Source organism: Marinobacter sp. NFXS11 (assembly GCF_040148675.1).
GTDB lineage: Bacteria > Pseudomonadota > Gammaproteobacteria > Pseudomonadales > Oleiphilaceae > Marinobacter.
This window is the reverse complement of the sequence record NZ_JAGDDV010000002.1, coordinates 385,641-407,524: the sequence shown is the minus strand read 5'-3', so window position 1 is coordinate 407,524 and position 21,884 is coordinate 385,641. Positions and strand designations below refer to the sequence as shown.

18 protein-coding genes are annotated in these 21,884 nt (G+C 59.0%); 9 read left to right on the top strand and 9 right to left on the bottom strand.

Annotation, left to right across the window (positions count from 1 at the left end; translation table 11 throughout):
* The first annotated feature begins 73 nt into the window (after positions 1 to 73).
* Positions 74 to 1,033: an ABC transporter substrate-binding protein gene (locus tag J3362_RS10955; RefSeq protein ID WP_349519702.1), complete on the top strand. Its 960-nt coding sequence runs from the start codon at positions 74 to 76 to the stop codon at positions 1,031 to 1,033.
* Positions 1,034 to 1,083: 50 nt separating this feature from the next.
* A complete protein-coding gene (locus J3362_RS10950; RefSeq protein ID WP_349519701.1) occupies positions 1,084 to 3,309 on the top strand; it encodes a PhnD/SsuA/transferrin family substrate-binding protein in 2,226 nt (741 codons plus the stop codon).
* Here J3362_RS10950 and J3362_RS10945 read toward each other — a convergent pair.
* The 3 genes from J3362_RS10945 to J3362_RS10935 all read right to left on the bottom strand — a co-directional run bounded on the left by J3362_RS10945 (position 3,279) and on the right by J3362_RS10935 (position 6,983).
* Entirely contained in the window at positions 3,279 to 4,895 is a 1,617-nt protein-coding gene (locus J3362_RS10945) for a Na/Pi cotransporter family protein (protein WP_349519700.1), read from the bottom strand. The genes J3362_RS10950 and J3362_RS10945 overlap by 31 nt on opposite strands.
* 73 nt (positions 4,896 to 4,968) lie before the next feature.
* The gene (locus J3362_RS10940) at positions 4,969 to 6,177 is read right to left on the bottom strand and encodes an HD-GYP domain-containing protein (protein ID WP_349519698.1); all 1,209 of its coding nucleotides are present in this window, start codon (positions 6,175 to 6,177) and stop codon (positions 4,969 to 4,971) included.
* The gene (locus tag J3362_RS10935) at positions 6,174 to 6,983 is read right to left on the bottom strand and encodes a TatD family hydrolase (RefSeq protein ID WP_349519697.1); all 810 of its coding nucleotides are present in this window, start codon (positions 6,981 to 6,983) and stop codon (positions 6,174 to 6,176) included. Before J3362_RS10935 ends, J3362_RS10940 begins: the two co-directional genes overlap by 4 nt.
* A gap of 129 nt (positions 6,984 to 7,112) precedes the next feature.
* Between J3362_RS10935 and J3362_RS10930 the strand changes: the two genes are divergently transcribed.
* Both J3362_RS10930 and J3362_RS10925 read left to right on the top strand, forming a co-directional pair.
* Positions 7,113 to 7,946, top strand: a complete 834-nt coding sequence (locus tag J3362_RS10930) for a polyphosphate kinase 2 family protein (RefSeq protein ID WP_349519695.1) — start codon at positions 7,113 to 7,115, stop codon at positions 7,944 to 7,946.
* Positions 7,943 to 9,235 (top strand): D-amino acid dehydrogenase, encoded by a 1,293-nt coding sequence (locus tag J3362_RS10925; protein WP_349520929.1) that lies wholly within the window; start codon positions 7,943 to 7,945, stop codon positions 9,233 to 9,235. The genes J3362_RS10930 and J3362_RS10925 overlap by 4 nt, the downstream gene beginning before the upstream one ends.
* A 38-nt stretch (positions 9,236 to 9,273) precedes the next feature.
* Here the strand turns inward: J3362_RS10925 and J3362_RS10920 are convergent, their stop codons facing one another.
* On the bottom strand, positions 9,274 to 9,996 hold the full coding sequence (locus J3362_RS10920) for a tRNA/rRNA methyltransferase (RefSeq protein ID WP_349519694.1): 723 nt from the start codon (positions 9,994 to 9,996) through the stop codon (positions 9,274 to 9,276).
* Between J3362_RS10920 and J3362_RS10915 the strand changes: the two genes are divergently transcribed.
* Entirely contained in the window at positions 9,995 to 11,269 is a 1,275-nt protein-coding gene (locus J3362_RS10915; RefSeq protein ID WP_349519692.1) for a methyltransferase, read from the top strand. The genes J3362_RS10920 and J3362_RS10915 overlap by 2 nt on opposite strands.
* On the opposite strand, the gene J3362_RS10910 is transcribed toward J3362_RS10915, so the two are convergent.
* The 3 genes from J3362_RS10910 to J3362_RS10900 form a co-directional block, all read right to left on the bottom strand.
* The gene (locus J3362_RS10910) at positions 11,226 to 11,732 is read right to left on the bottom strand and encodes a DUF4124 domain-containing protein (protein ID WP_349519691.1); all 507 of its coding nucleotides are present in this window, start codon (positions 11,730 to 11,732) and stop codon (positions 11,226 to 11,228) included. The genes J3362_RS10915 and J3362_RS10910 overlap by 44 nt on opposite strands.
* Before the next feature lie 49 nt (positions 11,733 to 11,781).
* Positions 11,782 to 12,990, bottom strand: a complete 1,209-nt coding sequence (locus tag J3362_RS10905; RefSeq protein WP_349519689.1) for an OmpA family protein — start codon at positions 12,988 to 12,990, stop codon at positions 11,782 to 11,784.
* Between the two features lie 160 nt (positions 12,991 to 13,150).
* Positions 13,151 to 15,472 carry an ATP-dependent helicase gene (locus tag J3362_RS10900; protein WP_349520927.1) on the bottom strand — a complete coding sequence of 774 codons (2,322 nt, stop codon included), beginning with the start codon at positions 15,470 to 15,472 and terminating at the stop codon, positions 13,151 to 13,153.
* A 194-nt stretch (positions 15,473 to 15,666) separates the two neighbouring features.
* Between J3362_RS10900 and J3362_RS10895 the strand changes: the two genes are divergently transcribed.
* From J3362_RS10895 to J3362_RS10885, 3 genes are all read left to right on the top strand, one after another.
* A complete protein-coding gene (locus J3362_RS10895; RefSeq protein ID WP_349519687.1) occupies positions 15,667 to 16,044 on the top strand; it encodes a DUF2237 family protein in 378 nt (125 codons plus the stop codon).
* Positions 16,044 to 18,203 carry a tRNA(Met) cytidine acetyltransferase TmcA gene (locus tag J3362_RS10890; protein WP_349519685.1) on the top strand — a complete coding sequence of 720 codons (2,160 nt, stop codon included), beginning with the start codon at positions 16,044 to 16,046 and terminating at the stop codon, positions 18,201 to 18,203. Before J3362_RS10895 ends, J3362_RS10890 begins: the two co-directional genes overlap by 1 nt.
* An 82-nt stretch (positions 18,204 to 18,285) precedes the next feature.
* On the top strand, positions 18,286 to 18,783 hold the full coding sequence (locus J3362_RS10885; RefSeq protein WP_349519683.1) for an ankyrin repeat domain-containing protein: 498 nt from the start codon (positions 18,286 to 18,288) through the stop codon (positions 18,781 to 18,783).
* Between the two features lie 11 nt (positions 18,784 to 18,794).
* Here J3362_RS10885 and J3362_RS10880 read toward each other — a convergent pair whose 3' ends face one another.
* Positions 18,795 to 19,898, bottom strand: a complete 1,104-nt coding sequence (locus J3362_RS10880) for an enoyl-CoA hydratase/isomerase family protein (RefSeq protein WP_349519681.1) — start codon at positions 19,896 to 19,898, stop codon at positions 18,795 to 18,797.
* Positions 19,899 to 20,117: 219 nt separating this feature from the next.
* Here J3362_RS10880 and J3362_RS10875 point away from each other — a divergent pair, with 219 nt between their 5' ends.
* Positions 20,118 to 20,453 (top strand): c-type cytochrome, encoded by a 336-nt coding sequence (locus tag J3362_RS10875; RefSeq protein ID WP_349519679.1) that lies wholly within the window; start codon positions 20,118 to 20,120, stop codon positions 20,451 to 20,453.
* Between the two features lie 24 nt (positions 20,454 to 20,477).
* Here the strand turns inward: J3362_RS10875 and ppnN are convergent, their stop codons facing one another.
* Positions 20,478 to 21,860: a nucleotide 5'-monophosphate nucleosidase PpnN gene (gene ppnN / locus J3362_RS10870; protein WP_349519677.1), complete on the bottom strand. Its 1,383-nt coding sequence runs from the start codon at positions 21,858 to 21,860 to the stop codon at positions 20,478 to 20,480.
* Positions 21,861 to 21,884: the final 24 nt, after the last annotated feature.

The window sequence follows — 21,884 nt, the reverse complement described above, 5'->3', positions numbered from 1 at the left end:
TACGGGTAGTATGTGAAACAGTAAACTATCGTTTATTGACAAATGTTAATGTCCTGACCCGGTTCCGAACCTGATGCAACGCCGCGAATTTCTTGGTTTATCGATAGCAGCCGGGCTGTCCGCGGCGGGATTGCCGGGTTGCAGCGATTCCGGCCCGCTGAGGTTCGGCATTCACCCCTGGATTGGCTACGAGCCACTTTACCTTGCCCATGATTTCAACTGGTTGCCGGATACGGTTGCGCTGGTGCCGGGCACGTCTGCCAAAGACTCCATGGAAGGGCTGTTGTCCGGGACTCTTGAAGGGGCGGCGCTGACTCTGGATGAAACCATACGCGTCTGGTCGAGAGGGCTGGAACTGGTTGTGGTTGCTGTCGCTGATGTGTCCGCCGGCGCCGATGTACTGATGGTCAAGCCATCGATTACGGAATTGGCTGCCCTCAAAGGACAGCGGATTGCGGTAGAGCTGGACGGTGTCTCGGGCGTTATGCTGTTTAAAATCCTTGAGGTAGCCGGGCTCGGTCGCAGCGACGTGATAAAAGTGGATTTGCCGGTGAGCCAGCATGCACAGGCCTGGTCCCGCGGTGAAGTGGATGCTTCCGTGGGCTACGAGCCAACAGCGTCACTTATAGAGAACGCCGGTGGTGTCAGGCTCTTCGATAGTAGCGACATTCCGGAAACCATCTTCGATTTGCTGGTGGTGACCCGGAAAGCAGCAGACAGCAATTCCCGTGCGGTTCGCGACCTGGTGACCGGACATTTCACCGGTCTGCGGCATCTTGTGCGTAGCATGCACGACTCGGTTTACCGGATTGCCACCCGTCAGGGGATCAGCCCGGATGAGGTCCGGGCGGCGCTCGCCAGCGTTATGCTGCCGGATCTGGCCGCAAACCAACGCTATCTCAGAGCAGCCGGACCCATTGAAACCATGGCCGGAACCCTGTCTCGCCTTATGCTGGCAGAGGGGATGATTGGTCAAAATCCGGGCATCCAGCGCTTGTCAGATCCTTCGTTTTTGCCAGCGAGGGTCTCTTGAACATTCGCCGGTTTGCTGTCTGTCTTTGTTTTCTGTTTGCCACGGAGCTTGTGGCCATTGCATCAGCCAATGCAGATGAAACACTGACTATGGGCGTATTCGCCTATCGCCCGGATGACGTGCTTCGGGAACGCTACCAGCCTCTGACTGATTACCTGTCCCGGGAAACCGGCATCCAGATAAAGCTCGAAATTCTCAATCAGGAAAATATGAGCCGGGCGATCGCCGCCAACCGGCTGGATTTTTTTCTTACCAATCCCAGCCATTTTCTGCTGATCCGAAGCGAACGCAGTCTGACCGGCGTTCTGGCGACCCTGGTCAGGCGCTCCGGCCAGTCCGCGACCGGGAGTCTTGGCGGCGTGATCTTTACCAGGGCCGAGCGCGACGACATCGAACAGCTCGCCGATATTCGCGATAAAACCATTGCCTCACCGGGTGTTCATTTCCTGGGGGGCTACCAGACCCAGGTTCTCGAGCTGATGGATGCCGGTATTGATATCCGGAGAGTGAATCTGATTCGGTTTATGGGCACCCACGACCGGGTGGTTCGTTCGGTTCTTTCCGGAGATGCGGACGTTGGCTTTATCCGAACCAGCATTCTGGAGCAGATGGCGCAGGAAGACCCTGGTCTGTTCACCCGGGTGAAGGTTCTGAACCGTCAGCGGCTGGCGGGTTTCCCCTACGTTGTTTCAACCCGTCTATACCCGGAATGGCCCGTGGTGGCGCTGCCCCATGTAAACGAGCGGGCCGTCCGTCGTATCGCGTCGGCGCTTTTTGCCATTGAGCCGGAAGACGAGGTTGCGCTGTCAGTCGGCATTTCGGGTTTTTCGCCGCCCGCGGACTACCAGTCGGTTGAGTACCTGGCGCGCACTCTGCGGGTGCCGCCCTACGACCAGGCGCCCCAACTTACCTGGGTGGATGCGTTGCACCAGTATCGGCTCTGGGTCTTTACCATTCTGGTGTTGGTCATGTTGCTGGTGGCATCGTCGCTCTGGCTGGGCAAAAGCAAGAAGCAGCTGGCCGCGGAACAAAGGCGACTGCGCCAGCTTATCCGGGGTTGGCCACAAGCTGCATTGCTGATCCGGGGTGGACTTTTCATCGACACCAACCGGGCTTCTGTCGACCTGCTCAGGTACACCTCCAGCGAATCACTGATCGGTAAGGATCTGGCGGTCTTTTCGCCCGAATTCCAGCCGGACGGGCAGATTTCCCGACAGAAAATGGCGCCTATGCTGGCCCGGGTTTCGGCGGGTCAGGTGGAACAGTGCGAATGGGTTCTCAATCGCTCTGACGGCACGGAGATCTGGGTGGAGCTTACTATGGCACCCGTCCACACTGAGGACGAACCGGAAGCTCTGATTCTTTGCTCCCTGTATGAAATCACTCTCCGGAAACGTGCGGAACAGCGGCAGCGGTTGGCGGCGAGCGTCTTCGAATACGCCCGGGAGGCGATTTTCATTACTGACAATCACGGCATCGTAATTGATGCCAACGATGCGTATCTGGCGATTACAGGCCGGGCCCGCAATCGGGCGATAGGAAGACTGCCACCCTTACCGGTGGAGGAAGGCAGTGGTATTTTCGCCAGTGCCCGGTCCCAGGGCTTCTGGGCCGGAGAGTTTGCCAGCAGGCGCAATGATGGCGAGCCGATTACCTTGTCGGTAACGCTCAGCAGTGTCCGTGGCGATCATGGCGAAGTTTCGCATTTTGTCGGTATTTTCAGTGACATCAGTCGGCTTAAAGAGCAGGAAAGGAAGCTCCGGATTATGGCCCATTACGATGCCCTGACCGGAATGCCTAACCGGGTTCTGTTTGCCGACCGGTTGCAGCAGGCCATGGCCCTGACACGGCGACAGAGCGGCAAACTGGCTGTGGTTTATATTGATCTGGACGAGTTCAAGCCGGTAAACGATGCCTTCGGCCATGAGGCGGGCGACCAGTTGCTGGTTGAGGTAGCTGCCCGTATGCGCGGGGAGCTTCGGGAAGAGGATACCCTGGCGCGGCTCGGCGGTGATGAGTTCGCGGCCATTGTCATGAATGTTCAGGACGATCCCGCCCTGGAGAGCCTGTTGAGGCGTTTGCTGGCCCGGGTGGCCGAACCGGTCTGGGTAGCGGACCACAGTGTGGAAGTCTCAGCCAGTATCGGCTACACATTGTTCCCGCAGGCAGAGGATCTGGACGGCGACCAGCTCCTGCGCCAGGCCGACCAGGCCATGTATCAGGCCAAGCACCGGGGCCGCAATCGCTATGTCCGATTCTCCGGTCCTTCCTCCTGACGGCTGCCGTTCAGCAATTCCATCCCGGGCTTCCAGCCCAGTGACTTGTTCCACTGGTCACAGAGACGTCGTACGGAACTCAGGTCATCCAGTGTCCGCTCTCCTGCAATGGCAGTGAATTCTCCTTTGACAATCATCGACAGCATCCGGGATTTGAGCACGTGGTACGTCTTCTCAATATCATGGAAGGTCCCGGGTTCCGGGCTGTCTGCGGCAACCAGCGTTCTCAGCAGGCCGAGGTAGTGTTCAAAGTCTTCCCGGAGGCAGTCCAGCTGTGGCAACCGACTGGCTTCTTTGAGCTGCAGCAGGGCAGGGGCCAGAACCGTGGCTTCGGTCAGATAGCGACAGGTCAGAATGTTCCTGCTGAGGATATCCACCGTCGCCAGATGCATTTTCTCCGCCCTCAGTCTGGAAATGTAGTCTGCAATGGACTGGTTCAGACTCAGGCAGGCATCGGTTTTCGGGCGGATCTGGGCGGGTTTCAGGTCCTCCCGGTCAAGACAGACTCGAAGCAGGCCTCGGGTGAGACCAATCAGGCGCTTCATCTCCTGATCAACGGCACCAACCGCGAGTTCGGGAGTGGTGACGAGTGTGTCGTCCAGAAATCGCGGCTCGGCGCTGTCCTCTTCCTTGCTGCGGAAGAGTCTTCCCAGAAATCGGGCAAAGCCTGGCGTCAGCGGCAACATGATAAACGCGCCGAGCACGTTGAACAGTGTGTGAAACAGGGCCAGCGAGACGGCGATATTGGCGTCCATTGCGAGCCACTCTGCAAGCAGGGACACCATCCATAGCATGACGGGCAGAATGGCGAGGGCAATGAGACCGGTCGCTGCGTTGAACAGGATGTGCCCTACCGCAAGCCGGCGGGCGTTGGCTGTCGCTTTCAGGGCAGAAAGGGCCGCCGTGGACGTTGAACCGAGATTGGCGCCTATCACCGCCGCAGCGGCGTTGTTCAGTGGAATCAGGCCACCCGCCGCGGCAGTAAGCACAATGGCCAGCGCAGCGCTTGAGGATTGTGTTAGGACGGTTGCCAGAAATCCGACCAGGATGAAGGCGGGCAACCCATAGTCGTTGTGCAGCAGAAAGTTGCTGTCGAGGCCGCCGGTCAAGGTCTCCAACGACGATTTCAGTATGGACAGCCCGAGGAAAAACAGCGCGAAGCCTGCCACCGCCTCGCCCAGTGACCGGGTGCGCGGATTGGAGGCGATCAGCTTGAGCCCGACACCGGCCGCAAGAATCGGGAGCGCGATGGCTTCAATATTGAATCCGAAGCCCACGAGGCTGACAAGCCAGGCGGTCATGGTGGTGCCAATATTGGAGCCAAAGATGACGCCGAGGGACTGGCTGAGGTTGAGCAGGCCGGCGTTCACAAAGCCGATCGTGGCCACGGTTACTGCCCCGGAAGACTGAACCAGGCCGGTAATCACAAAGCCCGCCGCCAGACCTCTCAAAGGGGTTTTGGTCCAGTGACCGAGCATATGGCGCAACTGTTGTCCCGCTGCGCTTTTCAAGCCGTTGGTCATCATTTCCATGGCCAGCAGGAACAGGGCCAGGCCACCAAGAATCTGGAAAACTGTGGCAGTCATATGGGTTCTTTTGTGATGAAGCCGATGTCCTCTGAGCTTAGCAGAGCCCTTGGCTAGCGGAGATGCCTGCTACTCAGACGAGGAATTTCCGGACATCAATTTTGTAGGTTTCCGGATCCACGGCTCGCAGAATCCGGTCCTGCGTCCCAGGTTTCGCGAGGTCGATGGTATCTACGGTGACCGGCATCCGGAATTTGGTGTGGTACATGACACGCACCGTCGGCAGTCTTTGATCACTCTCGTTGGCTTCGACCACCACGCCAAGACGGCCGCTTTCCAGAAGTACCATAGAACCCACGGGATAAAGGCCCAGACAGCGAATAAACTGTTTGACCAGAATCGGATCCAGATGACTGCCGCTCCATTCCAGAAGCTTTTTGAGGCCCTGTGTTGGCGTCATACCTTTATGGTATACCCGATCCGCCGTGATGGCGTCGTAGACGTCGCTGATTGCGACCATCCGGCCGTACTCCGAGATCTCATCTCCCTTCAGGCCTTCCGGATAGCCGGTTCCGTCCAGGCGTTCATGGTGTTGGGCCGCCGTGATGACAGTGAGCTCCCCAATGCCCTCGGTGGTAGCCAGGATGTCCCGTGAGTGGCGGGCGTGAAGTTTCATCACCTCGAACTCTTCGGGGGTCAGGCGGCCGGGTTTGTGCAGTATCTCGTCGGGTGTGAGAATTTTGCCCAGGTCGTGGAGAAGCGCGCCGACGATGGTCTGGTGCAGGACATCGGAAGACAGGCCCCGATGGTTCCCGAACAGGGACATCAACACACTCAGGTTTACAGAGTGTTCCAGAAGATAATTGTCTTTTTCGCGGATGCGCCCCAGGCAACTCAGGGCGTTGGCATTCCTGAGCACGGAATGCTGGAGCTCGTCCGCCAACTGGTGGATGGGTGCAACGTCGATAGCGCCGCCCACCTTGGCATGGTTCATGAACTCGCCGACCAGCCCCTGGGCCTGGCTGTGAATTTGCTGGGCGATCACGATTTCTTCCGCAAGCGCCACGTGCGGGCGCAGGCCAGGCGCCAGTGCACCGGCTTTCTGGAGGGCTGACTCGTTACGGCGATCCACCTCGGCGGCGGTCTCAGAATCCTGGGAGTCCAGCCCTTTCGAAGCGTCGATGTAGACGAATTCGACACCCATCCGCCGGATTTTCTCGATGGTTTCCTCTTTTTTGATAACACCCCGCTTGCGCTGGGTATTGTGGGGAATCCAGTCGTTGTTCAGATCGGTTATGTACATGCCGACCTTGAGTGCGGAGGTGGGGACGCGCTTGATCATTCGCTGGAGAAAAACGTCCTCAGGCTGTTCTGATAAGTCTTGGAAATCACCTCGTCCAGAGGCAGTTCCTTAACCTCAGCGATTTTCTCGGCCACAAAGGGCAAATAGAACGGTGCGTTTTCCTTACCCCGGTAGGGTACCGGGGTCAAAAAGGGCGAGTCGGTTTCCAGCAGGATCTGGTCGATAGGAGCCATGCGCACGATGTCCCGCACATTCTCCGCCTTGTTAAAGGTCGTAATGCCGTTGAAGCCCAGGCACCAGCCCTGATCCAGGGCATACCGGGCGAGACCCGGTCCGGACGTGAAGCTATGGATGACACCGCGGCGCTTCAGCGTAGCCTCAAATTCGCCAAGGATCTCGATGGTATCCTCGTCGGCTTCACGGCTATGGATAACCACCGGCCGATCCGTGTCGCAGGCGATCTGCAGTTGACGCCGGAACACCTCGCGCTGCACATCCCGGTCGGCGTTGTCGTAAAAATAGTCCAGACCAATTTCGCCCACGGCAACGATCTTATCGTCCCTGGCATGGGCGCGGATTTCGGCCTCTACGTCGTCGGAATAGCTTTCGGCATCGTGAGGATGTATTCCCTGAGTACCATAAACCCAGGGCGCCACCTGGCTGAGCTCTCGCACCCTGGCAAGGTTATCCGGGGACACCGCAATCGTGATCACCTTCTCGATATTGACCCCTTGTGCCTGCTCAAGGGTCTCCTCCAAAGGGCGGTCCTTGAGATAATCCAGGTGACAGTGGGTCTCGATGATCGGATGATCGAATACGGGAATCTCGCGACGTTTTTTACTCATTGCCGGGTACTACACTCCATCGCAACCTGCGTGCAGGCTGCTATTCTGTGAATTCAGGCTCACAAGTCTACCAGTTTGTTCGATTGTTGACCTGTATTACCTCCATAGCGAGTTGCACGGAGCACTTTGATGAAGTTGTCGGCGTTTGCCAGTTCTTTTCTTTATCAACCTGGAAATCCCAGATTCCGGGATTACCCGACTTTTCTGGATGGCGATGACACCACGCTGCCAGGGTTGGAAGCCAGTCTGGATCAAATCGGTGAATACCAGCGCCGGCTCTGGGCCAACCAGACCCGGGCGGTTCTATTGGTTACCCACGGCCCGGACACCAGCGGAAAAGACAGCCTGATCCGTACTCTGGCAACCTACGCCGACCCCGCCGGTTTTCATGCCTGGTCGTTCAGCCGACCCAGGGGCCTTGAAGTCCGGCACGATTTTCTCTGGCGGGTCACGCCGTTTCTGCCCGGTTTTGGTGAGATGGTAGCCTTTAACCGCAGCCATCACGAAGCGGTGATCGCGGAGCGGGTATGGCCTGTCCACGCACCTGAAAGCTACAACTGGCAGAACCGCTACCGGTCCATCCGGAACTTCGAGAATCACCTGGTGGAAGAAGGCACCACCGTGATCAAGGTCTGGCTCAACCTGTCCGAGGACGAGCATCGTCAGCGTCTCCTGAAACGTCTGGACAAACCGCGTAAGCGCTGGAAATTTGATCGATCCGATATCGATGGCTGGGAAAAGCGCCGAGAGTACGCAGCGTTTGCCGAGGAAGCTATGGCCGCGACTCACACAGAGGAGGCGCCCTGGTTTATCGTGCCGGGTGATCGGAAGCCCCAGGCCCGAGCGATTGTCGCGGCCATTTTGGCTGAGCAATTGCAGAAACTGGCGCCGGATTACCCGAAAGAAGACGAGAATGTTTTGAAAGAGTACCGTCGCCTGCTGGCGAAAAGCGGCGTGAAATAAACCCAGGGGAGGAATGCATGCACATTGCTGTTGTTGGTGGCGGCGTGGTGGGAATGACCACCGCCTACGAGCTGAATCGCCGGGGCCACCGGGTTACTGTGCTGGAACGTCATTCAATGGCCGGCAACGAGACCAGTAAGGCCAATGCGGCCCAGCGATCCTATGGCGTAGTTTACCCCTGGGCCGATCCCGCGATTGTGTTCAAGGCCATCCCCTGGATCCTCAAGCAGGACGGCCCATTGAAACTGCGGTTTCCCCCATCTGTGGAAACCCTGAAATTCATGTTCGCCACCCTCCGTTACGCCTGGTCGCCGGGCCTGTTCGGTTTGAATCGCCGCGCCATGTTGCGCCTCGGCATCCACAGCCGGGAACGGTTTTTGGCTCTGGAAAAGGAGCTTGATCTGTCCTTCGATGGCGACCACCAGGGCCTGCTGCATCTGGCCAGCACACCGGAAGCACTGGAAGGCTACCGAACGACCCATGAACTTCTGAACGAACTGGGTATCCCTTCCCGCTTGCTCACCCCCGAACAGGTACGCGAAGCGGAACCCGGCATGGTCGGCAACGGCCCGCTTTTCGGCGCCCTGAGCTACGACACTGACGGCACCGGTGATTGTCATCAGTTCTCCCGGGAGCTGGCGAAAGCCTGCGAAGCAAAGGGGGTGGTCGTTCGTTATAGCGTGGAAGCCGAAAAGCTGATTGCCGATGACCAGAAGGTCAGTGCAATTTCAGTCAGAAACAGCGATGGCGTGATGGAAACGCTGGAAGCAGATGCCGTGGTGATCAGCGCCGGCTGCTGGTCCAGCCACTTGGTTCAGCCCCTCGACCTGGAACTGCCCATCTATCCGGTAAAAGGTTACAGCCTGACGGTCCCCATGAAGGATCCGGAACGAGGCCCTGCTTCCACCATTCACGATGACAACTACAAAGTGGTTTCCACCCGTCTGGGGAACAGGCTCCGGGCTACGGGTTTCGTCGAGCTGGCGGATTTCAACCGGGATATTCCCGAGGTCCGACTGGCAACTATCAAGAAGTCGGTCGAATCCCGGTTCCCCGGCTGCGCCGACCTCGATGCCGCCGAAACCTGGACCGGCTTTCGCCCCATGACCCCGGACGGCCCGGCGATCATCGGACGAGGTCCCAGAGACAACCTCTACCTCAACACCGGCCACGGCACCTTCGGCTGGACTCTCTCTGCCGGCAGTGCCGATGTCATCGCCCAGGTAATTGAAGGCGAGGAACCCGCCATCTGTCTGGATGCCTTCCGCCCAGGAAGATTCCAGGAGTAGTTTCAACAATTCGATGCGCGCAAAAAGCCCGGGAGGGCTTATCCGTTCGGCTCCTTCTCAGAAGCCGAGCGCGCCTGAGAGCCAAGCTTACGCTCCATGTTCGAGCACAGCGTATGAACAAACCCGATATCCCGATCAGACAACAACGGCAGCCGCTCAAAGACCCACTGGGACAGCTTCCCTTCAGGCGGTGTGTCCAGTTCCGGCAGCAAGGTTTCGAGCCGGCCGCGTAGGGCACCAAGACGATTTTCATCGGCAGGCTCACTCTGGTTATCCATGGCTTCCGAAAGCCCTGACATTTCCCAGGCGTAGAGCATCACAGACTGGGCAAGGTTCAGGGAGGGGTAGGCGACCTTCATGGGTATGCCGGTGAGCAGATCGCAGAGCGCCAGCTCCTCATTGGACAGCCCACGATCTTCCCGGCCGAACACCAGTGCTGCGGTTGCTACCGAAGCCTCCTTGGTGGCAAGAACTTTGCGAAGATCTGAGGGGCCGTGCCAATCCTGGCGCCGATGCCGGGGCTTGGCAGAGGTGCCCATCAGCAGGTCTACGGAGTTTCTTACCGCAGCCAGATCGGGGAAAATGCGCGCATTGTCCAGGATATGGTCGCTGCCATGGGCCAGCCAGTGGGCTTCCGGGCGGGTGTGCAGATCGGAATTGACCAGCCAGAGCTCGTCGAAGCCCATGGTGCACAGGGCGCGGGCGGCCGCTCCGACATTTTCCGGAACCTTGGGTTCAACAAGTACAAAGGCCAGTTGCATGACGTTACCTCCGGCGGCGAGTTTACACCACGGCGCGGAATCTTTTTACCAGCGATGGCAGCAGTTGAACGACTGGCTGGTACAGCATTCCGAGTTCTGGCAACCGGCGCCGTTCATGACGCAGGAGCCGGCCTGGGCACTGCTTTATCCGGAACTGGCCGCCGTACTGGCGGACCTTACCGATGAGGAATGCCAGCAACTGGATGACAGCCCGGTTGAGTTGGCGGCTTCGCTAGCCCCCTGGTTGCCGTCTCTCGACCGTTACGCCGACATGATTCAACTGCCGGAACTGTTATCGGCACCCGAAAAGGCATCAGAGGCGACTCTCCCGGAAATTCGGGCCACGGATATGCCCGGTCGGAAACGCCTGCAGTCGGGCGCCTTTACGGCGGCACTGACACCGCTGGAACACCCCGCTCTGGACTGGTGTTGTGGTAAGGGCCATCTGTCCCGGACGCTGGCGCCGTTTTGCCCCGGTGAGATACAGGGTTTTGAGTGGAATCCGGAGCTGGTGCACGATGGCAACCGACTGGCTCAACAGTTCGGAGATGCAATGTCGATCTGCTGCCAGGATGTCATGGTAGCGGATTTGTCGCTTCCCAGCCGTCACCACGGTGTTGCACTTCATGCTTGCGGCGATCTGCACCGGCAGTTGCTGAAGCGAGGCAGTGAAGCCGGGTTGCCGAGATTGAGCATCTCGCCCTGCTGCTACCACCTCACCGAGATGGAACACTACAGGCCGCTTTCCCAAAGAGCGGCGGATTACCAAAAAGCGCTGCAGCCGAGCCGGAACGATCTTCGGCTTGCGGTTCAGGAAACCGTGACGGCGCCCGCCCGGGTGAGGGAACAGACTCGCCTTGTCAGCCAGTGGCGCCTGGGATTTGATGGTTTGCAGAGGAAACTTCGTGGGCGCGATGAGTATCTGTCGGTCCCTTCGAATCCGCCCCGCCTTTTGAACGAAGGCTTTCCCGCCTTCTGCCGCTGGGCGGCGGCGAAAAAACAGCTCCGACTACCCGATACGGTGGACTTTGATCACTGGCAGGCGTTTGGTGAGCAACGGCTGGCGGAGGTTCGCCGCCATGAGCTGGTCAGGCATCTGTTCCGGCGTCCTCTGGAACTCTGGATGGTGTTGGATTACGCGATCTTTCTGGAAGAGCAGGGGTACAGGGTCAGGCTGGGGCATTTCTGCGACCGGTCGCTGACACCCCGTAACCTGCTGCTGGATGCGGTCAGGGTTTCCGGTACTCAATCCGTTCAACACAGCCATCCCTGAAATACACATAGGTCAACTCATAGAGCGCGCCATAATAGCGGGTCTGGTAGATCCAGACTTCCTGGGGACTGGTGTAGATTTCCGGAGGGTTGCCGAAAGCGCGCCGCACGTTTTCGCCGGTCATGCCCGGCACCACCTGCTCCCGAATCAGATAACGACGCAAATCGGTGGAGTTGATAAACCTGCAGGTGCCGGCCTCTTCTTCTGGTTCCGGCTCTTTGGCCTGTTCCTCGGGATCAGCTGCCTCTTGTGTCGGGAGGTTCTGGTTAAAGCTGCCACCAATGCGGTTATCCCGTAACTCAACCGATTCGGCATCCTCCCCGCAGGGCTGGTCTGCGAAGACCGTATTGCCGTCTGTTTCGCAGCGAAAAACCTGAGCCTGTGCCGGTATTGCCAGAACAGAGAGGGAAAAGATCAGGGCAATGGCTCTGAGCATCGGTTCCTCGAGTTTGATCAGAAACAAAAAAGGCGCCCGAAGGCGCCTTTTCAACCACTCAGGTAAAAACCTTCAATTAACGGCGAACCTGAATGCGCGCTTCAACCCGGCGGTTGGCAGCTCGGCCGTCCGCTGTGTTGTTGGACGCAATCGGCTGCTCCTCACCGTAACCTACGGCTTCCACTCGTGCCGGATCAACACCCAGAGGCCCGGTCAGACGGCCGGCAACTGCTTCAGCGCGACGCTGGGACAGGAACTGGTTGTAGTCCGCGTCACCGCGGCTGTCAGAGTGACCGGCAATTTCCACGATGGTTTCCGGGTTTTCCTGCATAAAGTCCGCGACGCGACGGATTTCCTCATCGTAGGCATTGCCGATGACCGAACTGTTGGTCGGGAACTGCACCTCGATGGTGAAAGTCTGGATGGTTTCAGTAACACCCTCACAGCCTGTCTCGTCAACCTCAGCGCCAGCGGTCGTGTTCGGGCACTGGTCCTGGCTGTTGACGACGCCGTCGTTGTCACTGTCCAGCTCACAGCCGCGACTGTTCACTTCGGCCCCGCGCGGGGTATCGGGACACTGGTCACGACTATCGGCAACACCGTCGCGATCTGAATCCGGTTCGCAGCCATTGCTGTCAACCGTGGCGCCAGCTGGAGTACCCGGACACTGATCCCGTGAATCCGGCACGCCATCGCCATCAGCATCTGCCGGACGCGCAGGCTCGGGCGAGGCCTGGGCCACGGTGCGGGTAAACGCAAAACTGATGCCGAGCGATACCTGGGTGTCGAAGGTGCTCTCATCAATCCCGTGGAATTCACGGAGGTCGCCACGCAGTGACACAGCATCGCTGATGTTGTAGCGGAAACCGGTACCCACGTTCACCCGGGTTTCGTCATGGTTGCTGCCCGCAGTGCGAACGCCGCTGTTGTCCGAACCAAAGTCTGCATGGCCTGCGCCCAGAGACACGTATGGGTTCCAGGCTTCGTCCGGGCCTGCAAAGTAGTAGGTACCGTCAACCCGAACTTCATCGAATTCCGATTCGCCAGGCACATATTTACGGTCTGCATCAGCGCGTGAGTACAGAGCCTCAACTGACCAGTGGGGGCGGAATCTATATTCCACACCAACCCCGAAGGTGCCGGTCTCGCTCAGGTCGCGCTTGTCGTCAAACAGCTGGAAACCTGCAAATGGGTTGATGTAGACGGTTTCCTGACGGTCGGCCATGGCCGGGGTTGCCAGTGTAGCGGCCAGGACAGCCGCGGAAATCGGACGCATGACGTTCATGCAGAACCTCCTGTTCATTGTCGTTGTGGTACCGCACTTCCTCATGAAAAGTGCTTGTATACCCGGAATTTAGGCCAGTAGGCCAAAAAAAACAAAAAAATGATACGGATTGTTACGTCCGCAATTGTACCCAGTTGACCTTTACGTACCCGAGGTCGTTTCAGGCCAGCGCGGAAAAATACAGATGCGCGCTCTTTTTACTGAAATTCAGGACCTCGCCGTTGTCGAAGTGCACTTCGAACGAGCTTTCATCCTCGGCAACCACCGAGCCGGGGCCGAAAATCGCGTGGCTAAGACGCTTCTGATGCCAGAGCGGTTCCATGGAATTTGCAGATGTTGCCGCCTGGCCTTCCAGAGTGACGGTCTCCCGGTCAGCATAGCGCTGGCTGACCGGTGTTAGGGGAGCGGTCAAACGGATTGTTGAAGTCTCGGCCGGGATTCGTTCATCCAGCCAGCGTCCGAACTCCTCGGCGAGCTCAAAGCAGCACTCTTCCACGAAACGGCTCGGGCCCAGATCGCCGTCCAGGTGCGGTTGCTTGCTGGCCGGTCGGGTGATCAGGTGCAGTTGCTGACGCGTTCGCGTCATGGCGACATACAGCAGTCTCCGTTCACTCTCCAGGAATCCTCTGGCATCGTCCTGGGGTCGGGGGCTGTAAGGCAGATATTTCTCCTGCAGTCCGGGAATGATAACCGTTGGCCATTCCAGGCCCTTGGTGCGGTGAATGGTCGACAGCAGCACGCCTCCCTGTCGTTTTTCACCCGCTTGCTGCTTCAGGGCTTTCAGATGGTCCAGGGCTCCCTCTGCCGTGACATCCAGGCTTTTCAGGTACTGCCGGAACCCCTGCACGGTATCAATCCGCTCCTCGGCGCTTTCATGCGTCAATGCCAGGCTGCGGATGCCCTCGTAAAGATCGGTGTGCTCGGCGTAGACACTGATCAGCCCTGCAACCGGACCTCCATAACTGCGTAGTTGGGCAAGCACCTCGCCCAGTTTCCGCAACTTACGGGCCGCCATGGGTGCCAGGGCGTCAAAATCCATGGCCAGCAGACGCTCGTGCCATCCACCAGAAAACCCTGCCAGGAAACGCGCGAGCTGCTCCAGTTCCGGCTCTTTCAAGCCAACGTGGGGGAAACGCAACAGCTGACGTGCCAGTTCCAGCCGATCCTCGTCCGGCAGATTCTCCAGCTTGCCGGTCACCACCATCAGCAAGGCGGTGATGGCCTGCACCTCGCGGCTGAACAGGGCGCCCTTGCCGGCATCAATCCGATAGGGAATCTGCCGCGCCAGCAACTTCAGCTCGATGGGGACGCTCTGGCTCCAGACCCGGAACAGAATGGCGGTGCCTGTCAGAGCCGGTTCCGACTGGCCCTGAAGAATCTGCAGCACGGTATCGGCATCGCTCTCGGCCCGATGCAGGCTGATCTCTGTGCCGGGAGTGGAAGGGTGGGAATGACAAAGCACATCCTTGCGCCCGGTGTTGTGGCAAATCAGATGGTTCGCCAGCAAAGCCACGCGATGGCCGTAGCGGAAGGTGTAACTCAACGTCTGCTCCAGCGGGCTTTCGAACTCATCGCTGAACCGCTTAAGAATAAACTCCGGCTTCGCACCCCGGAACTCATAAATCGTCTGGTCCGGGTCCCCCACCACCGTCACCCGGGCCCGGTCGCCGGCCACGTATCGCAACAGAAGATGCTGGATCTCATTGGTGTCCTGGTACTCATCCACCAGAATCAGATCCATCTTGTTGCCCACCAGCCGCTGCAACGGCGGATTCTGGTGAATCGCCATCACCGGCTCATACAGCATGTCCGCGTAACTGATCCGCCCCTGGCCCTTACGCCACTGCTCAAAACTGTGGAACAGATCGATCAGATACTTGTGCTTGTCCGAATACCCCAATTCCTCGAACACAATCTCCGCCGGCGACAGCGTCGTCTTCACCAGATCAATGAACCCCGTCGCCGTTTCGACAAAATCCTTCTTGTTGCGCCGGATTTCATCCGCCAGATCCTCCGGCGCCAGCCGCCGCGTCAACTGCCAGGCCTGAAAACTGATCTCCTGCTCGGTCAGAATCTTCTCCAAAAACCCCGGCAGATAACCCTCCCGAACAAACCGCTTATACAGCCGCAAGCCCATGGCGTGGTAAGTCCGAATCTCCGGCAGCGCCAGCCCGCTCCGAGCACACACTTCCTGCAGCTTACGCCCAAAATCCACCCGGGCACTGCGGTTGAACATCAACACCAGCATCCGGTCCGGATCATGCCCCTGCTCCAGCAGATACCGGATCCGCCACGCCAGCGTCGACGTCTTGCCACTGCCGGCCACGGCGGTAATTACCGAATGCTCATAGCCGGCAGTAATAATCGCCCGCTGCTCATCGGTGAGAAAATCCGGCAGGTTGGAGGTATCAGGGATTTGGGGTTCGGTCGGCATGGCCGGTATTGTAACGGCCTGCTGGTAGAGCGGATACCGCTCCCGCATAATTGATGCTCGAGCGATCAAGCGTGTTTAAAGACTCCAGCTCCCAGATTTGAGTGCGGGGTTTGGACACACTTTCCAAAACTGTGCGGAGCCATGGATGGCGGAGCCCAAGCGCCACAGGGATGTGCCGTAAGGAGCGTGTTTTGGAAAGTGTGTCCAAACCCCGCAAACTCCCAAGCCAAAAGGTCTGAATAATGGAAATGTCTGAATCGATAAACGTACTGGGCGAAAAACTGGAAACCTGCGGCAAAGACCCGATTACCGGCTTTTACCGCGATGGCTGCTGCAACGTCGGCCCGGATGACTTTGGCTTGCATGCCGTCTGCGCTGTGGTCACCGACGAATTCCTTGAATTCTCCAAGGCCCAGGGCAATGACCTCAGCACACCTAGGCCTGAATTTGGCTTTGAAGGCCTGAAAGCCGGCGACAGCTGGTGCCTGTGCGCTGCCCGCTGGCAGGAGGCCTTCGAAGCGGGCTCTGCGCCACGAGTCCGGCTGCGCGCAACCCATCGGGCTGCCCTCGAAAAATGCGCCCTGGACGACCTCAAGACCCACGGTGCCGATCTTAGCTGATGAGCCATTCCGGACCCGACGTCCAGCCGGATTTATCCGGCTGGCGCGCCATGCAGGCCAGCCTCGCCGCTAGCGGCGAGCGCCGCCTGGTCCTGCTTGAGGGCAGCCGGGAAACCAGTCTCATGTGGCTCTCTGCGCTGCTACCTGAGCTCGAACTGCAAGCGGGCCTCTGGACAGGCCCGGAAGACCAATGCCCGGATCCGCGCTTGACCCGGATTGTTCCCACCGAAGCCCGGGAATGGCTCGGTCGCGAAGTCTCACTGATTATCTGGGACGGCTGGCAGGGAAATCCACCGGATGCCTTCGCTGCGCTCTCAGGGGCATTGACCGCCGGCGGTCTGCTGTTCTGGCTGATGCCGCCGCTGGACGAGTGGCCGCAGTTTGCTGACCCGGATTACCCGAGAACCGGCCTGGACCATGGCGGGGAGCATCCTTTCGCTGCCCGGATGGCCGACATTCTTGCCGACCATGAGGCGGTGATCCGCATTTCCCCCTGCTTTGCGACATCGACCTTGCCGGCCATTCCCCGTGCGCCGGAACAAAGCTTTAAAATTGCAACAACCCGCGACCAGGAAAAGCTGGTTCAGCGCCTGGTACGGTTTGGCCTGGGCCGAAGACGCCGGCCTTTGGTTGTTACGGCAGACCGGGGCAGGGGCAAGTCCGCCGCTTTGGGAATGGCAGCAGCGGAATTGCTGGAGAAAGGCAGGCAGGAAATCGTGGTTACCGCGCCCTCTGAGCAGAATGTGGATACCCTCTTTCGCCACGCCCGTCAGGCTCTCGGGGGGCAATTGGCCGAAGCCAGCCCAGGGATGCTGACCTCCCGAGCCGGTGGCCGCCTGAGGTTTATTCCGGTCCGTGAATTGCTGGCTGTGCGGCCGGAAGCCGAAGTGGTCCTGGTGGATGAGGCAGCAGCGATTCCGGCGCCGCTGTTGAAATCGGTTCTGCTCGGCTGGCCGAGAGTGGCGTTCGCCACCACGGTCCATGGTTACGAAGGGGCCGGCCGGGGCTTTGCCATTCGTTTTCGACAGGTCCTTGATCAATCAACGCCCCAGTGGCAGTCGGTAACGTTGAGCGAGCCGGTACGCTGGGCCATGAACGATTCGCTGGAAGCCCTGATCACCCGACTCTTTCTGCTGGCTGCCGACGGTGGTCGCTTGCGCGGGAAAACTGAATACAGCGCCGGGGAACTGGTCATCGAACCCTGGGAGCCGGCAACGGCAAGTGACGTAGCCTTGTCCCGTGCCTTTGGGTTGCTGGTGGATGCCCATTACCGGACCAGTCCCGCTGATCTGAGGCAGTGGCTGGACGATCCGGCCGCCCGCAGCTGGCGCGCGAGGATTGGCGATCAGACGGTTGGCGTGCTCTGGTGCGCGCTGGAGGGTGGCCTTCCGGCGGAGCTGGCAGAACAGGTCAGCCTGGGCACTCGGCGAATACGGGGCCACTTGCTGCCGCAATCGTTGGCCAGCCACAGCGGCTATCCAGAGGCCGCGGTCCTGCGGGGTCTGAGGGTTGTCCGCATTGCAGTGTCAGACGAGGCCAGACGCGCGGGTATTGGCCAAAGCATGGTGCAGGCTGCCAGGGCGTATGCCGCCGAGCAGGGTGTTGATTACCTCGGAACCAGCTTCGGTGGCAGCGCTGACCTGCTCGCGTTTTGGCAGACCTGTGGTCTGCATGTGGTCAGGGTTGGCTTGCAGCAGGAAGCATCCAGTGGCGAATATCCACTGCAGATGGTGGCCGGCTTTTCGCAGGCTGGTCGCGATCTGGAAGGGCGCATCCGCAACCGCCAGGCCGACCATTGGCTTACTCTCTTGCCCGGCAACTGGCAGGGGCTGGAGTCGACATTGCTGGCCGGCATAACCGCCGATCTGCCCCCCGGGCCGACGCTGGACAAGGATGATCTGCGGGATCTCCGCAATTTCGCCAATGGGCATCGTGGGTTTCAGGTTACCGTCCCGGTATTGCGGAAGCTGAGTCAGGCACCGGGGATCATGGCGTGGCTGAAAAGCCATGAGGCGCTCGTGGTGTGGTGTCAGAGTGTTCTTCAGGGGCGGCTCTGGTCCGCGCTGCAGGCGGACAGACTTTGCCTGGGCCAGAGAGAAGGCGAAGATCGTCTGCGGCAGGTGGTGCGCGATCTTTTGAAGGATGGCCCGGGTTTGTGACTCGCTCGATTTAATTTCCGCCGGTGTCTGCCCAGAATGGGCCCTCGTATCCTTTCAACGAGATCCACAGAGACTGTTTGTTATGGCCAAGGGAACCGGCGCCTTCCGTTTTTTGCTGTTATTGCTTCCGCTTGTTGTTTTCCTGTCCGCCTGCGCTTCCCCGAACCAACCGGTTGCTCTGAGTCCCGAGGCCCTGGCCGAGGCGGATGCGCTGCTGGTTTCAGCCGCCGGGAATGGTGAAAAGCGGCGCGTGCAACTGTTGTTATCTGCCGGCGCCGATGTGAACACCAGTGACCAGCACGGTTATACCCCCGTGATGCGGGCGGCGGAAAACGGCCATCTGTCGGTGGTGAAGGTATTGGTGGCAGCCGGTGCCAACGTCAACGTGAGTCAGGGGGGCGAATCCCTGCTGATGAAAATCGTGGCCAACGGGGATTTGCTGACGGCGGAGAGGCTGGTGGCGGCCGGGGCCGACGTCAATTACGAGGCGAACGACGGCCAAACGGCACTGGACATTGCCCGCGCCACCAACAATCGGGATCTGGAAATGCTGCTGGTGCAGGCGGGCGCCGAATTCTAGCGCCGGCCCGCCTACTCCAGGCCCATCGGATCCGTCTCGTCATCCCACTCCGGGGTGAAATGGGCCGCAACCACGTCTTCCGGCACATCGGCCACGCTCGGGGAACTCCATTTTGGCTGGCGGTCCTTGTCGATAGCCAGAGCCCGGATTCCCTCCGCCAGATCAGGCCGGCGGATGCATTCGGAGACCATCGCCAGTTCCATTCGGAAGGCGTCCTTCAGGGACATTTGCTGCGCTTTCTGAAGCTGGGTCCAGACCAGCCATGCAGAGACCGGGCATCCGGTTCTGAGCGTGTTCATGCAGGCATGCCACCAGTCGCAATCCACCTCCGCTGCAAGCAGCTGATCAACGATGTCCGGAAGTTCATCGCCGGCGCTTAGCCTGGCAATCCGCTGTTCGTGCCGGGCGAGGTGACTGGGTGCCAGTGTCCGGTAATCCGGTGTCTGGATCTGGTTGAGTAACCTGAACAGTCGGTTGTCATCGGCGGCGGTTTGGCCGGTCCAGCGTTCCGAGGCCAGTCGGTCGAGCAGGCGATCTCGGTCCTCCGGCAGGATGGCCATGTCGGCCAGACCAACCCTCAGCGTATCACTGACGTTCAAACGGGCGCCGGTCAGCCCCATGAACAGGCCCAGCCGTCCGGGCAGCCGTTTCAGAAACCAGCTGGCACCCACATCCGGAAACAGACCGATCGTGATCTCGGGCATCGCCAGCGTTACATCCGGCGTAACCAGCCGATACCGGCAGCCGGAGAACACACCAAGACCACCGCCCATCACCACGCCGTGGGCTATGCCCAGCACAGGCTTTGGAAAGCGATGGATATTGTAATCCATCCGGTATTCCCGGCTGAAAAAACGTACCGGTTTCTCCGGCTCTTCCTCATCGAGAATCGCATTATAGAGTTCGCGGATATCACCGCCGGCGCAAAAGGCTCTCTCACCGGCGCCCTGAATGACCACGATGCAGATTCGGTCATCATTGGCCCAGCGGTCCAGAATTTCCTGGATCTGCTCGATCATGTGCTCGGAAAGCGCGTTGAGAGTGCCCGGGGAGTTCAGTGTCAGAACACCCATGTGCCCTTCGCGGCATGCAAGTTCCTCGGCCTCTACAGACATTGACGTTTTCTCCGGAGAATTAAATCAATCTTGGATACGGATTCGAACGTACTTTCACCCTAATAGCCAGAACAGGAAAGAGGACTAACGTCGAAAAGAAGTCCTTGACCTATCGCATTTGAGGTTCCCCGGCTCTGTGCTATAAGTGCAAGTCAGTTTAGTGTCCGGCCACCGAACCGGCCTTAAAATCTGGAAAAAGACGATGAGAGGGTAATAACAATGAATCTGAAACACTACGCTGTTGCGGGAATTCTTGCGCTTGGCGCTGCTGTGCCTGCTGTAGTTTCTGCTGCGGACGCCGAAGCGGGCAAGGCAAAAGCGGCTGTCTGCGCTGCCTGCCATGGTCAGAATGGACTGGCACAGATTCCCACCTATCCGAATCTGGCGGGCCAGAACGAGCAATACCTTGTATCTGCCTTGAAAGCCTACAAGAACAAGCAACGCTCTGGCGGCCAGGCCGCGATCATGCAGGGGCAGGCTGCTGCCTTGAGTGACACCGACATTGCCAACCTCGCGGCTTACTTCTCCAGCCTGCCGGCGGACGGCGGCAAGTAAGTCTCATCCTGTCAGCGAGGCGGCTCAGGCCGCTCCGCTGACGATGCGATAGCTCGGTCTGTAAGCGGAAGAACCCGGTAGTTTCATCCGGTTCTGGGTCACAAACTGCTCGAGCATGGCTTCCAGCGGTTTTATCAGGGTCGGGTCGCCTGCGATTTCGAACGGCCCCTTCTCCTGAACCTGCCGTATACCGCCCTCCTTGACGTTACCGGCAACAATACCACTGAAGGCCTTGCGCAGATTTGCAGCGATCAGGTGCACAGGCTGGTCCCGGTGTAGCTCCAGCGCCCGCATGTTGTCGTGATTGGGCTCGAACGGTAGCTGGAACACAGGGTCGATCTTCAGCATCCAGTTGAAATAGTACGCATCCTGCATGGCGCGCCGGAACGTCTCGACTTCCTTCATTCCTTTTTTCATGGTCTGGGCCACGCGCACCGGATCGTCGATTATGATCTCGTACTTACTCGCAGCCTCATCCCCGAGGGCGTTCCGGATGAACTTGTCGATCATCTCGAAGTATTCGGCGTTTTCCTGCCGGCCGGTAAACACCACCGGGAAGGGGAGGTCCGCATTGTCCGGATGCAGCAGGATGCCGAGCAGGTATAGAATTTCCTCGGCGGTGCCGACACCACCCGGGAATACAATCACGCCGTGACCACAGCGGACGAAGGCTTCCAGGCGCTTTTCAATGTCCGGCATGATGACCAGTTCATTGACGATGGGGTTTGGGGCCTCGGCGCCAATGATGCCGGGTTCTGTAATACCTATGTAGCGACCGTTCCTGACCCGCTGCTTGGCGTGGCCAATGGTGGCACCTTTCATGGGGCCTTTCATGGCACCCGGGCCACATCCGGTGCAGATGCTCAGGGCCCTGAGCCCCAGCTGATGACCGACGTCCTTGCTGTACTGGTATTCATCATGGCCGATGGAGTGACCACCCCAGCAGACCACCAGGTCCGGTTGTCTTCCAGCCTGAAGTACACGGGCGTTGCGGAGAATGTGGAACACGTAATTGGTCAGGTCTTCCGGATCATCCCGGCGAAAACCGGCGGCTGTCTGGGGGATTGAATGCGAGTAGATAATGTCTCGCAAAACCGAGAACAGATGTTCGCGGATTGCCCGCAGCATTTCGCCATCAACAAAGGCATGGCCGGGCGCATTGATCAGTTCCAGTTTGAGGCCCCGGGGCTGCGGTACAAGGCGGACATCAAAGTCGGCATGGGATTCCATCAATGCCTTGCAGTCGTCAGTCTCGATGCCGGTATTGAGAACCGCCAGCGCGCATTGGCGAAACAGCCGGTAAAGACCGCCTTCGCTGCGGTCCTTGAGACGGTTGACCTCATGATTGGAGAGAATTTCAAGGCTGCCCTCTGGTGAAACCAGGGCACTGATGGTGGTTTCCTGCATTAACGGTCAAACTCCTCGATGTTG